This is a genomic window from Mycolicibacter sp. MU0102 (assembly GCF_963378105.1).
Lineage (GTDB): Bacteria > Actinomycetota > Actinomycetes > Mycobacteriales > Mycobacteriaceae > Mycobacterium > Mycobacterium holstebronense.
This window is the reverse complement of record NZ_OY726398.1, coordinates 4,351,402-4,364,444: the sequence shown is the minus strand read 5'-3', so window position 1 is coordinate 4,364,444 and position 13,043 is coordinate 4,351,402. Positions and strand designations below refer to the sequence as shown.

Below are 13,043 nucleotides of genomic sequence, written 5' to 3'. Positions count from 1 at the left end.
CACGGGCGGTGACGGCCCGGATCGGTCACACCGGCATGCCATCCTCGTCACATGAGTGCTCGGTGGGGCCGCCCGGCCCGCGAACCCGGCGACGGCTGGGTCGTGGTCGACGTCGAGACGTCGGGGTTTCGTCCTGGGCAGGCCCGGGTGCTCAGCGTCGCCGCGTTGGCACTGGACGCCGACGGTCGGGTGGAGCAATCGGTGTCGCACCTGGTCAATCCGGGCATCGACCCCGGGCCCACTCACGTGCACGGGCTGACCGCGGAGATGCTGGCCGGGCAGCCGCAGTTCGCCGATGTCGTCGACGAGGTGGTCGCGCTGCTGCCGGGGCGCACCCTGGTGGCCCACAATGTGGCGTTCGACTACACGTTCCTGGCTGCCGAAGCGGAGATGGCCGGTGCGGTACTGCCCGTCGATTCGGTGATGTGCACCCTGGAGCTTGCGCGACGGTTGGACCTGGGCCTGCCCAACCTGCGGTTGCAGTCACTGGCCGCACATTGGGGCGTCGTCCAGACCCGGGCGCACGACGCACTCGATGATGCACGGGTGCTGGCCGGGGTGCTGGAGCCTGCACTGCAGCGCGCCCGGGAGCGCGATGTGTGGTTGCCGGTGCGGCCGGTGACCCGGCGGCGCTGGCCCAACGGGCGGATCACCCACGAGGAACTACGGCCGCTGAAGGCGCTGGCGTCGCGGATGCCGTGCGCCTACCTCAACCCGGGCCGCTACGTGCGGGGACGCCCGCTGGTGCAGGGCATGAGGGTGGCGTTGTCGGCGGAGTGCACCCGCACCCATGAGGAGCTCGTCGAACGCATCCTGCACGTGGGGCTGGCCTACAGCGACGTCGTCGACGCCCACACCTCACTGGTGATCTGCAACGAGGACCGCCCCGAGCAGGGCAAGGGCTACCTGGCGCGCGAGCTGGGCGTGCCGACGGTCTCTGACCAGGACTTCATGGCGTGCGTGGGCCGGGCGGGCGGCATCGTCGGAGGCACCGGCATCGAAGAGTTCGTCGACACCGGGGTCGCCGGCGATCAGATCTCGCTGTTTTAGTGCCCCGCCCGGGGCGGCGAGTGTCCCAAATTGGGACATCGACAGGTGAACGGATAACGCCATGCTGTTAACCGTGACGAAACATTTGCGGTCATCGGCGCTGCAGCGATGACCACCGCTGTGCGTGAAGACCGGGCAACCCCCGACGTGACCCCGCTGCTAGGCCGGGCTCGTCGAGGCGCGTCGACCCCGGCGCGCCGGCGGAATTCCGCGCTGCCGGAGGAGGTCGTGGAGAACGGCCCCAGCCTCGCCGGCCAACTCGTCGGGCTCGCCGCCCGGCTCAGCATCCGGCCCATCCTGGCGATCGGCAGTCAGCTGCCGAAAGCTCCATGGCCATGGGGCCTGGTGGACCACGCTGCCCGGGTCGTCCCCTCCGCCCCGGGCAGCGTTCGCCACACGATTCGGCTGTCGCGTTGCACAGCGCGGTTGGTCCGCGCCGCCGGGGTGCGGCCGGCGGACGGTGCCGGGCGCGTGGTGCTGTACCTGCACGGCGGCGCCTTCATGACATGTGGAGTCAATACCCATGACCGGCTGATCACCACGCTGTCGAAGTACGCGGACAGCCCCGCGTTGGCGGTCAACTACCGCAAGATCCCCACCCACTCGATCGGTGCGGCGATCGACGACTGTTACGAGGGTTACCAGTGGCTGCGTAGCCAGGGCTATGCGCCGGACCAGATCGTGGTGGCCGGTGACTCCGCCGGCGGCTACCTGGCGCTGGCGCTGGCCCAACGGCTCCTCGATGAGGCCGAACAGCCCGCGGCTCTGGTCTGCATGTCGCCGCTGAGCCAGATCGCCAAGACCTCTCGGCGTACGCACCCCAACAGCGGCAGCGATGCGATGTTCCCGGCTAAGGCCTTCGACGCGTTGATCGAGCTGGTTACGCACGCCGCCGAACGCCGCAGCGACGGCGCCCCCGAAGAGGTCTTCGAACCACTGGACCACATCGAATCCGGGTTGTGTCCCACCCTGATCCACGTCTCGGGCTCCGAAGTCATGTTGCAGGATGCCAAGCTGGTTGCGCAGAGCCTGGCCGATGTCGGGGTTCCGGTCCAGCTGCGGGTGTGGCCGGGCCAGATGCACGTGTTCCAGATCGCCGGCCCGATGGTGCCCGAGGCCAACCGGTCGTTGCGCCAGATCGGCCAGTACATCCGTGAGGCGACCGACTGGGTGACGGTCCCGGACGCGATCGACGATTACGTGGTGATCCCGTAGGTCTTCAGCTTCCGGTACAGGCTCGACCGCGACATCCCCAGTTGCGCGGCGGCAGCGGCCCGGTTGTCGCCGGCCTGTCGTAGGGCCGCCACGATCGCGTCTCGTTCGAGGCTTTCGAGCTGAGTCAAGGCCCGGAGGGCGACGCCCTGGCAGTATCCCGGCAGGTCGGTGTCGGCGATCTCACCGATCTGGCGTTGGCTAAGCGCATGCGCCAAGGCCGCCCGCAGCTGACTGACGTTGCCGGGCCACGGGTATCGGCTGATGAGACGGTGCGCCCCCGGGCTGAGCCGCACCTTGCGTTCCGGTGCGATCCCGCGCAGCAGGGCGGCGGTGATGCCCGGCAGATCATCGGTGCGGTAGCGCAGCGGCGGCACGGTGATCGCGGCATGAAAGTGGCTCAGCAGCTCACCGAACTCCGGCGTTGATTGCGTTGAGCCGGACGGGTCCTGCGACACGGTCGCGACCACCCAGCCGGGTAAGGCGAGCGATTCGACCGCAGCGAAGTAGGCGTTCAGCGCTGCGATGCCCGCCGGGCTCGCCTGATCGATGTCACGCGCGATGTGCAAAGCGGGCCCGCCCGGACCGCTGGGTGGTGGGCCGGCCGCGTCGTGTGTCGCAAGCTGTTCGGCGTCGATGGTGATGCTGCGAGCGCCGGGATGGACCGATTGAAAAAGCTGCGTCGCCAGAGTGAACTTGCCTACGCCGGATTCGCCGACCAGCAGTACCGGCGTCTGGCTCTCCAGCGCCTCGCGTAGTTCGTCGCAGGCACGCACCCATGCCGGGGCGCGGCCGCCGGCCAGGGATTTCTGCGAGCCGAACAGCGTGGTCACCCCGAGTGGGACCGCGCCGGGCTCAGCGGCGGCGCCCGCCGATCCGGCGCGCCCAGAGGTCGCCGGTTCGGCGATCACCAGCATGCCGGCGACTTCGGTACCGGCGAAGACCCGGGTTCCGCGAATGCGCACGATGCGTTGGCTGCTCGGCAGCACGACGGTGTCGCTGGCGCGTTCTCTGTGGGCCAGCAGGAACGTCGCGTGGTCGCGGAGCACCTGCTGTTCCCCGGCGTCGAACATCTGCTGGGCGGCGGGGCTGGCGATCAGCAGAGCGGCACCGAAGGCGAACACGGCCGCGCGGGCCGACCGGGCCGTGACGCGTAGGTAGGCGTCGAAGACGGCCTGTTGCGTCTGGCTGCGGTCGAGCAGCAGGTTGCGGCTGATCTCCTTAGCGGCGTTCTTGACCAGAACGTGCATGACGGGGTTCCACGCCTGGGTCAAGGTGGCGATGGCCACGACGCCCTCGACGCGGCCGGTGACCGGGTCGAGGATCGGAGCGCCACAGGCGGCGAAGTTCTCCAGGCTCTCGCTGTAGTGCTCCGGGCCGACGATGCTGACGGGCTGGCCTGACTCGAAGACGGTTCCGGCCCCGTTGGTGCCCACGGCCGACTCCGAGAAGTCGAATCCGGGAGCGTACTGGACCCGGTCGAACAGCCGGGTGGCCGTCGCGGAGGAATCGATCCGTTGGACGACGCGCACCTTGCGGTCGCTCAGGCCGATGGCCAGCGGCAGGTCGGCGGCGGAGGTGTCGTCGCCCAACTGCTCCAGCACTGGGCGCGCGCAGCGCGCCAACAGCGAATCGGTGTCGATCTCATCGGTGAACGTGCTGATCGGGCGGACGGCATCCACACCGGCATCCCGGCTGCGCTCCCACGAAGCGACAACCAGGTCGGAGACTCCCGCGACGCTTGGCCTGCCGAACTCGAGGAATGCCATCCGGTCGGCGGCAGCCCTCAGCAGCGGGTTGTCATCCCCGGACATCGCGTCACTCGCATCATGCCTGCCCCCCGTAGGTCGCGCGTCAGCCGAGCCGGGCCGCCCTGTTCACCGCGGAGACCACCGCCCGCAGCGACGCGGTGGTGATCGATGGTGCGATCCCGACGCCCCAGACGGTGTTGTCGCCGATCTGAGCCTCCACGTACGCCGCGGCCTGGGCCTCCTCGCCGGCGCTCATCGCGTGCTCGGAGTAGTCCAGCACGTGAACCTGGACATCGACCTGTCCCAGGGCATCGACGAACGCGGCCAGCGGGCCGTTGCCGGACCCGGTGATCTCGGTCTCCACGCCGTCGACCAAGACGGTGGCCTCGATGCGGTCGGTGCCGTCGTCGGTCTCGGCGGCGAGCAGCTTCTGGTGCATACGCTCCAGCGGACGGATCGGGTTCAGGTACTCGTCGGCGAAGGCGTCCCACATCTCCTTGGGGGTGACCTCGCCACCCTCGCCGTCGGTCAGCTGCTGGATCACCTTGGAGAACTCGATCTGCAGCCGTCGCGGCAGCACCAGGCCGTGGTCGGTCTTCATCACATAGGCCACGCCGCCCTTGCCGGACTGCGAGTTGACCCGGATCACCGCTTCGTAGGTGCGGCCCACGTCGCGGGGATCGATCGGCAGGTAGGGCACCTGCCAGAGCATGTCGTCGACGTCGGAGTCGGCCGCGTCCGCATCGATCTTCATCTGGTCCAGGCCCTTGTTGATGGCGTCCTGGTGGCTGCCGGAGAACGCGGTGTAGACCAGGTCGCCGCCGTAGGGGTGACGCTCGGGCACGTTCAGCTGGTTGCAGTACTCGACGGTGCGGCGGATCTCGTCGATGTTGGAGAAGTCGATCTGCGGGTCCACCCCACGCGAGAACAGGTTCAGCCCCAGCGTTACCAGGCAGACGTTGCCGGTGCGTTCACCGTTGCCGAACAGGCAGCCCTCGATCCGGTCGGCTCCGGCCTGATAGCCCAGCTCCGCGGCGGCCACGGCGGTGCCGCGGTCGTTGTGCGGGTGCAGGCTCAGGATCACCGAGTCGCGTCGCTTCAGGTTGCGGCTCATCCACTCGATCGAGTCGGCGTAGACGTTCGGGGTCGCCATCTCGACGGTGGCCGGCAGGTTGAAGATGATCGGGTTGTCCGGCGTCGGCTCGATCACGTCGGCCACCGCGTCGCAGACCGCCTTGGCGTACTCCAGTTCGGTGCCGGTGTAGGACTCCGGCGAGTACTCGTAGCGCCACCGGGTGTCCGGGTACTTGGCCTGCTCTGCCAGGCACTTGCGTGCCCCGGCCACCGCGATGGCCTGCACCGCCGCCTGGTCGGCGCGGAACACCACCCGGCGCTGCAGCACCGATGTCGAGTTGTAGAAGTGCACGATCACGCTCTTGGCGCCCGCGCAGGCTTCGAAGGTGCGCTCGATCAGCTCGTCGCGGCACTGGGTCAGCACCTGCAGGGTGACGTCGTCGGGCACCGCGCCCTCGGTGATGATCTCGCGGACGAAGTCGAAGTCGGTCTGGCTGGCCGACGGGAAGCCGACCTCGATCTCCTTGTAGCCCATCGCCACCAGCAGGTCGAACATCCGCCGCTTGCGGGCCGGGCTCATCGGGTCGATCAGCGCCTGGTTGCCGTCGCGCAGGTCGACCGCGCACCACAGCGGGGCGCGTTCGATGACACGGTCGGGCCAGGTGCGGTCGGCCAGTGTGACGGGTTCGACCTCATCGGCGAAGCTACGGTACCGGTTGACCGGCATTGCCGAGCCGCGCTGAGGGTTCCAGGCGGGCTGGCCGGGGTTGGGAGGCCCCGCGGGTGTGGTGATGGCACGGGTGGACGTGAAGGCGTCCGGGTGAGAAGGGCTGGAATAGGTAGTCACGATTTTCGCTCCGGCTTGTCAGGGACTTGTCCAGTGGACTCAAGAACCGGCGCATCGGCGAAACCCGCGACGGGGAGCCGGTCCTGGTCAGACCCCGTCGCGGCGTCCGAGCAGGAGCGCGCGCTGCACGTGGAGAAGCTTACACGCCAATCCACTGGCCGCAGCGCGATGTCCTCGCACGTCCTCGCCCCGGAGGCCGAGTGAACCCGCGAAGTCCTTCCCCTATCCTTGTTGAGGTTCTTGTAGAGGCCCGATCAGTCAGATCGGCGGAAAGGACGACCGTGGCGCTCGTCGTGCAGAAATACGGCGGATCGTCGGTGGCCGACGCCGACCGGGTCCGCCGGGTCGCCGAGCGCATCGTCGAGACCAAAAGAGCTGGTAATGAGGTCGTGGTGGTCTGCTCGGCGATGGGCGACACCACCGATGACCTGCTGGACCTCGCGCAGCAGGTGTGTTCTGCTCCGCCGGCCCGCGAACTGGACATGTTGCTGACCGCCGGAGAGCGGATCTCTAACGCCCTGGTCGCGATGGCCGTCGAGGAGCTGGGTTGCAACGCCCGCTCGTTCACCGGGTCGCAGGCCGGGGTCATCACCACCGGTGCGCACGGCAAGGCCAAGATCATCGACGTCACCCCGGGCCGGTTGCAGGCCGCGCTCGGCGAGGACCAGGTGGTGCTGGTCGCCGGCTTCCAGGGCGTTAGCCAGGACACCAAGGACGTCACCACCTTGGGCCGCGGCGGCTCGGACACCACCGCGGTCGCGCTGGCTGCGGCGCTGAAGGCCGACGTCTGCGAGATCTACACCGACGTCGACGGCATTTTCAGCGCCGACCCGCGCATCGTGCCCAACGCCAAGCGCCTGGACACCGTCACGTTCGAGGAGATGCTCGAACTGGCCGCGTGCGGCGCCAAGGTGCTCATGCTGCGCTGCGTGGAGTACGCCCGCCGCTACCACCTGCCCATCCACGTCCGGTCCTCCTACTCGGACAAGCCCGGCACCATCGTTTCCGGATCGATCAAGGACATCCCCATGGAAGACGCCATCCTGACCGGAGTCGCACACGACCGCAGCGAAGCCAAGGTGACCGTGGTCGGCATCCCCGACCTGCCCGGCTACGCGGCCAAGATCTTCCGCGCCGTCGCCGACGCCGACATCAACATCGACATGGTGTTGCAGAACGTCTCGAAGATCGAGGACGGCAAGACCGACATCACCTTCACCTGCCCGCGCGACAACGGGCCGGCCGCGGTGGCCAAGCTGGAGTCGCTCAAGGGCGAGATCGGCTTCACCGAGGTTCTCTACGACGCCAAGGTGGGCAAGGTGTCGCTGATCGGCGCCGGGATGCGCAGCCACCCGGGCGTGACGGCCACCTTCTGCGAGACGTTGGCCGACAACGGGGTCAACATCGACCTGATCTCCACCTCCGAGATTCGGATCTCGGTGCTGTGCGCCGAAGATGATCTGGACAAGGCCGTCGTTTCGCTGCACGAGGCGTTCGGCCTCGGCACGGACGAGGCGGCCACGGTGTACGGCGGGACGGGGCGCTAAATGGTTTCCATCGGTGTTGTGGGTGCGACCGGCCAGGTCGGCCAGGTGATGCGCACCCTGCTGGAGGAGCGCAACTTCCCGGCCGAGCAGGTGCGGTTCTTCGCGTCGGCGCGTTCGGCCGGGCGCAAGCTGGAATTCCGCGGCGCCGAGATCGAGGTCGAGGACGCCGAGACCGCGGACCCGTCCGGGCTGGACATCGCGGTGTTCTCCGCCGGCGCGACGATGTCGCGGGTGCAGGCGCCGCGGTTCGCCGCCGCCGGGGTCACGGTGATCGACAACTCCTCGGCCTGGCGCAAGGATCCCGATGTCCCGCTGGTGGTCTCGGAGGTGAACTTCGACCGCGATGTGCGCGGCAAGAAGTTGGCCAAGGGCATCATCGCCAACCCGAACTGCACCACGATGGCGGCGATGCCGGTGCTCAAGCCGCTGCACGACGAGGCCGGCCTGACCCGGCTGATCATCTCGACCTACCAGGCGGTTTCGGGTAGCGGGCTGGCCGGCGTGCAGGAGCTGGCGTCGCAGGTCCGTGCGGTCGTCGACGGGGCCGAGCAACTGGTGAACGACGGCGGCGCGGTGGACTTCCCGGCGCCGAACAAGTACGTCGCACCGATCGCGTTCAACGTGGTCGCACTGGCGGGCTCGCTGGTCGACGACGGCTCGGGCGAGACCGACGAGGACCAGAAGCTGCGCTACGAGAGCCGCAAGATCCTGGGTGTGCCAGAGCTTTTGGTGAGCGGCACGTGTGTTCGCGTGCCGGTGTTCACCGGGCACTCGCTGTCGATCAACGCCGAGTTCGCCCGGCCGCTGTCGCCGCAACGGGCCGCCGAGATCCTGGCCGACGCCCCCGGCGTGACGCTGACCGACGTGCCGACCCCGCTGGCTGCCGCCGGCGCCGACGACTCGCTGGTGGGACGAATCCGGGTTGATCCGGGTGCTCCCGACGGGCGCGGCCTGGCGCTGTTCGTCTCCGGGGACAACCTGCGTAAAGGTGCGGCGCTCAACACGATTCAGATCGCCGAGCTGCTGGCTGGATCTTCCGGGTCCTGACGCGGCCCTGCCAAGGCGCCGAACGTGTACTCAGCGCGAAATCTTCCACGATTTTTCGGTCTGAGTACACGCTCGGCGGGATCGGCGGTGATGGCGCTGCTGTTGGCTCTACCCGGGGCGGCGCACGCCGAGCCGCCGGCGCCCATCCCGCGTCCGGTGCTGTGGCCCCTGGCCGAAGGTCAAGTGGTGCGAATCGGCCCCAGTGCCGGAACCGGAACGCCCACCGGCGATTACGGTATCGGTGCCACCGACCTGTGCGAGTTCATGGAGTTCCCCACCGCGGTGCTGCAGATCTGCGGGGACAGCTTCGCCGGCCAGGGCGTTGGGTACGGCGGCTGGTATTCGCCGATCGCACTGCGGCTGGACCCCGATTCGGTCGATGACTCCGACGGGGTGCGCTACGCCGGGGTACTCGGGGTGAGCAAGCCGCTACTGGCCGACCCTGCGCCGGCGGGCAGTACGCAGCTGCCGGCCGGAATCGTCTCGATCAACCGGACCAACTATCTGATGGTGACCACCGCCAAGATGCTGGTGCCGCAAAGCTCTCGGCTGGTGAAAGCCGATCCGGCGCAACCGGGTTGGCAGACTGTGCCGGGGTCGGAGCGGCCCGCCTCCTACCAGGATCGCGGTCAGTCGCAGATCAGCGGTTACTACGACCCGATTCCTACGCCGGACTCGGCCACCGGCTGGGTGTATTTGGTGGCCAACAACTTTGACCGCAGCTCGCCGGTGACCCTGTACCGGGTCACACCGGGTAAGTTCACCGACCGGTCCGCCTGGCAGGGCTGGTCGGCCACCGCGGGCTGGGGGCACACACCCACGCCGCTGTGGAACGACCAGATCGGTGAGCTCAGCCTGCGCCAGATCGACGGCAGGCCGGTGCTGTCCTACTTCAACGGCACCACCGGGAACATGGAAGTGCGGGTGGCCTACGAACCGACCGGGCTGGGCACTGCCCCGGTGACCACGGTGGTGCAGCACGCCGAGTGGCCCGATCCGCCGGTGCCCGTCGAGACCCTGCCGTCGCCGTACGACAACCGGCTGGCCCAGCCCTACGGCGGCTACATCTCGCCGGGATCGACCCTCGATGAGCTGCGGGTGTTCGTCAGCCAATGGAACACCCAGCCGCGTGATCGCGCGCCCTATCGGGTGATCCAGTTCGCGGTGAACCCGTTCAAGCCCTGGTCGGTCAGCTGAACAGGTGCCACAGGTCGGCCCAGAAATCGGTGCCGCCGTCACCGAGGAGGTCGGTGTCCGCGGCGCCCGTGGCGGGGACGACGTCCGTGGTGTAGTCGCCGATGGCACTGGCCACGTTGCCGCTGCTGCCGTCAAGGCCGGTGGTGGCGAAGGAGTGCGCGCCTTCAACTGTGGACGAGTTGAAGCTGCCGCCCGCAATGCCCCCGTTGGGGACACCCGCGTAAGCCGTGGAGAAGTCCCCGGTGACGCTGGCGACATTGCCGTTGGCGGTGATTCCATTGACCCACCCCGCATACGCGGCACTGTTCTCGCCCGTCACGGTGGCGCTGTTGAACGATCCACCGCCATAGCCGGCGTCGGCGACGCTGTGGTCACCGGTGGCCGAGGCGTAGTTGAACAGGCCGTGCCACGCGGTGGCGACGGCGCCATCTCCGTGGGCGATCGCAAAGTTGCCGAAGTCCGACACGGCAAACGCGGTTCCAGACTGATACAACGGGATCCCGCTGAACGAGATCGCAAAGTTGGCGTAGTCGGTGGGGATGGTCGGTGGGGTTATCGAGCCCGCTGCACCGATCCCGGCGACCGCGTCACCGATGTCCGCTGCCGCAAAGGCGGCGACTACGCCCAGTGCACCCGCGCCGCCGTCCACCGAGTTTGACCCGGCGAAAGCGACCCCCGGCGTAGCCGCCAAAGCCGCACCGATGCCCACCCCGGCCGCCAATACGCTCAGGCTGCCCACACGTTTCAGAGTCCCCATGGTCGTGCCTTCCCCTGCTGCTCCCCGCCCCGATGGCTTGGTTCTGAGAGCGATGTTAGGAGCGCGAAGCGTGGTGGGGATACAGGGTTTTCCCTGGACTTTCTGGCGCTATTCATAGGGTGGCTGTCGGGTCCCTCCGCCCCGCAGGGCTCATAGCTGATGCATAGCCAAGACCTAGCGGCGCCCGGTGTTGCCCCCGGCAAGATGCCTTGTATGAGCGAAACACCTGACACCACAACCACCCCACCGGCACCGCCGGGTGAGCCCAAGCCCTACTGGCTGTATCGGCTCGCGGCCTGGGTCGCGATCGTCGCCGGCATCGTCTTCATCGTCTCGTCGATCTTCTTTGCCGGCGTCTGGGTCAGCCGCGGCGGCCCCGGCGGACACCACTGCCACGGACACCACGGGCATCACGGCCAGCACGCGATGTTCCACAAGGGCCACCACCGCGGCCCGGGGCCGATGGGACCCGGCCCGGACCAGCGAGGACCCGGCGAGCTGCCGCCCTCGGTGAGCACCCAGGCCCCGCCGCCCCCACCCGGCCGGTAACCCGGTCCGGCCACGAGCAACCGGCCGTCGCCCCTCCCGAAGGGCGGCGGCCGGCGTCGTTGTGGGGCATGATTGATCGGTATGAGCGAGTCGCCAGTTTCCACACCACCGCCTCCTCCGCCACCACCGCCGAACCGGCTCTACCAAGCCGCTGCCTGGGTGGTGATCGTCGCCGGAACCGTCTTCGTCGCCGCCGTCATCTTCGGCACCGGCGTTTACCTCAGCGGCGGCGGTTGGTACGGGCACCACCACCACGGACCGTGCATGATGCATCACGGTCCGCCGATGGGCCCCGGCTTCGGGCCGGGCGGGCCCGGTGGCGAGGAAGGGTGGCCGGGATTCCGGCCCGCCGGCCCGGGTAACGGCCCCGGCGGTCCCGCCGGCCCGCCCGCGCCACCGCCACCACCGTCGGCTCCGCCGCACCGCTGAGGTCCGAGTTTCGCCGAGTGTGCGGTTTAGGTGTGAATTCCGCTGTGAAGCACACCAAACCGCACACTCGGCCACACGTCTTGAGTCAGAAGGTTTACGTACCAGGGGAGACAGGTAGATGACCGAGCACCACACCACCACCGATGCCGGAATTCCGGCGCCCAGCGACGGTGAATCGCTGACGCTCGGCCCGGATGGTCCCATCCTGTTGCAGGATCACTATCTGATCGAGCAGATGGCGATGTTCAACCGGGAGCGCACCCCCGAACGTCAGCCGCACGCTAAGGGCGGTGGGGCATTTGGGCACTTCGAGGTCACCGCGGACGTCACCAGATACACCAGGGCCGCGGTGTTTGCCCCGGGCGCCAAGACCGAGACGCTGACGAGGTTCTCCACCGTCGCCGGCGAGCGGGGCAGCCCCGACACCTGGCGGGACCCGCGGGGGTTCGCGACGAAGTTCTACACGTCGGAGGGCAACTTCGACCTGGTCGGCAACAACACCCCGGTCTTCTTCATGCGTGATCCGTTGAAGTTCCAACACTTCATCCGCTCCCAGAAGCGTCGCGCGGCCAGCAATCTGCGCGACCACAACATGCAGTGGGACTTCTGGAGCCTCACGCCGGAGTCGGCTCACCAGGTCACCTGGCTGATGGGGGACCGGGGCATCCCGAAGAACTGGCGCCACATGAACGGCTACTCCAGTCACACCTACAGCTGGATCAACGCCGCCGGAGAGATCTTCTGGGTCAAGTACCACTTCATCAGCGACCAGGGCGTGGAGTTCCTTGCCCAGGATGAGGCCGACCGTTTGGCTGGCGTCGATGCCGACTACCACCAGCGGGACCTGTACGAGGCGATCGAGCGCGGTGAGTATCCGAGTTGGACGCTGAAGATGCAGATCATGCCGTTCGAGGAGGCAAAGACCTACCGCTACAACCCGTTTGATCTGACCAAGGTGTGGCCGCACGCCGACTACCCGCTGATCGACGTCGGCAAACTGACGCTGGACCGCAATGTCAGCGACTATCACAGTGAGATCGAGCAGGCGGCGTTCCAGCCCAACAACATGGTGCCCGGCACCGGGTTGAGCCCGGACAAGATGCTGTTGGCTAGAGGTTTCTCCTACGCCGACGCCCACCGGGCCCGGATCGGGACGAACTACAGTCAATTGCCGGTCAACGCACCGAAATCCGAGGTGCACAGCTACTCCAAGGACGGCGCCATGCGGTTCGTCAATGCGACGGACCCGGTGTACGCGCCGAACTCGATGGGCGGTCCCAAGGCTGACCCGGCCCGTGCCGCCGAAGTGCGTTGGCACGCCGACGGGGACATGGTGCGCGCCGCCTACACGTTGCGCCCCGACGACGACGACTTCAGCCAGGCCCGCACTCTGGTCCGCGATGTTCTCGATGACGATGCGCGGAAGCGGTTGGCCGCCAATATTATTGGGCATGTTTCGGCCGGTGTCACCGAGCCGGTGCTGTCCCGGGTGTTCGAGTACTGGCGCAACGTGGACCCCGATCTGGGTCGCGCGGTGGAGGCCGGGGTGCGGGCCAACCTTGCCTGACGGCCGGCGGGCCGGC

General features: G+C 68.1%; 11 protein-coding genes. 8 read left to right on the top strand and 3 right to left on the bottom strand.

Annotated features, from left to right (window positions below):
- Window positions 1-51 precede the first annotated feature (51 nt).
- Window positions 52-1,050, top strand: a complete 999-nt coding sequence (locus RCP37_RS20525) for a DEDDh family exonuclease (protein WP_308484776.1) — start codon at window positions 52-54, stop codon at window positions 1,048-1,050.
- Window positions 1,051-1,158: 108 nt separating this feature from the next.
- A complete protein-coding gene (locus tag RCP37_RS20520) occupies window positions 1,159-2,265 on the top strand; it encodes an alpha/beta hydrolase fold domain-containing protein (RefSeq protein WP_308484775.1) in 1,107 nt (368 codons plus the stop codon).
- Here RCP37_RS20520 and RCP37_RS20515 read toward each other — a convergent pair.
- A complete protein-coding gene (locus RCP37_RS20515; RefSeq protein ID WP_308484774.1) occupies window positions 2,247-4,076 on the bottom strand; it encodes a sigma-54-dependent Fis family transcriptional regulator in 1,830 nt (609 codons plus the stop codon). The two genes, RCP37_RS20520 and RCP37_RS20515, sit on opposite strands and share 19 nt — an antisense overlap.
- A 40-nt stretch (window positions 4,077-4,116) precedes the next feature.
- Window positions 4,117-5,934 carry a 2-isopropylmalate synthase gene (gene leuA, locus RCP37_RS20510; RefSeq protein WP_308484773.1) on the bottom strand — a complete coding sequence of 606 codons (1,818 nt, stop codon included), beginning with the start codon at window positions 5,932-5,934 and terminating at the stop codon, window positions 4,117-4,119.
- Between the two features lie 281 nt (window positions 5,935-6,215).
- Between leuA and RCP37_RS20505 the strand changes: the two genes are divergently transcribed.
- The 3 genes from RCP37_RS20505 (at window position 6,216) to RCP37_RS20495 (ending at window position 9,725) form a co-directional block, all read left to right on the top strand.
- Window positions 6,216-7,481, top strand: a complete 1,266-nt coding sequence (locus RCP37_RS20505) for an aspartate kinase (protein WP_046282719.1) — start codon at window positions 6,216-6,218, stop codon at window positions 7,479-7,481.
- On the top strand, window positions 7,482-8,528 hold the full coding sequence (locus RCP37_RS20500) for an aspartate-semialdehyde dehydrogenase (RefSeq protein WP_308484772.1): 1,047 nt from the start codon (window positions 7,482-7,484) through the stop codon (window positions 8,526-8,528). It abuts the gene before it with no gap.
- 90 nt (window positions 8,529-8,618) lie between these two features.
- Window positions 8,619-9,725: a DUF4185 domain-containing protein gene (locus RCP37_RS20495; protein ID WP_308484771.1), complete on the top strand. Its 1,107-nt coding sequence runs from the start codon at window positions 8,619-8,621 to the stop codon at window positions 9,723-9,725.
- On the opposite strand, the gene RCP37_RS20490 is transcribed toward RCP37_RS20495, so the two are convergent.
- The gene (locus tag RCP37_RS20490) at window positions 9,718-10,464 is read right to left on the bottom strand and encodes a hypothetical protein (RefSeq protein WP_308484770.1); all 747 of its coding nucleotides are present in this window, start codon (window positions 10,462-10,464) and stop codon (window positions 9,718-9,720) included. The genes RCP37_RS20495 and RCP37_RS20490 overlap by 8 nt on opposite strands.
- Before the next feature lie 231 nt (window positions 10,465-10,695).
- Between RCP37_RS20490 and RCP37_RS20485 the strand changes: the two genes are divergently transcribed.
- The 3 genes from RCP37_RS20485 (at window position 10,696) to RCP37_RS20475 (ending at window position 13,027) form a co-directional block, all read left to right on the top strand.
- Entirely contained in the window at window positions 10,696-11,031 is a 336-nt protein-coding gene (locus RCP37_RS20485) for a hypothetical protein (RefSeq protein ID WP_046282722.1), read from the top strand.
- 81 nt (window positions 11,032-11,112) lie between these two features.
- Entirely contained in the window at window positions 11,113-11,460 is a 348-nt protein-coding gene (locus RCP37_RS20480) for a hypothetical protein (protein ID WP_308484769.1), read from the top strand.
- Between the two features lie 118 nt (window positions 11,461-11,578).
- Complete coding sequence (locus tag RCP37_RS20475; protein ID WP_308484768.1) at window positions 11,579-13,027, top strand: catalase; 1,449 nt, start codon at window positions 11,579-11,581, stop codon at window positions 13,025-13,027.
- Window positions 13,028-13,043 lie beyond the last annotated feature (16 nt).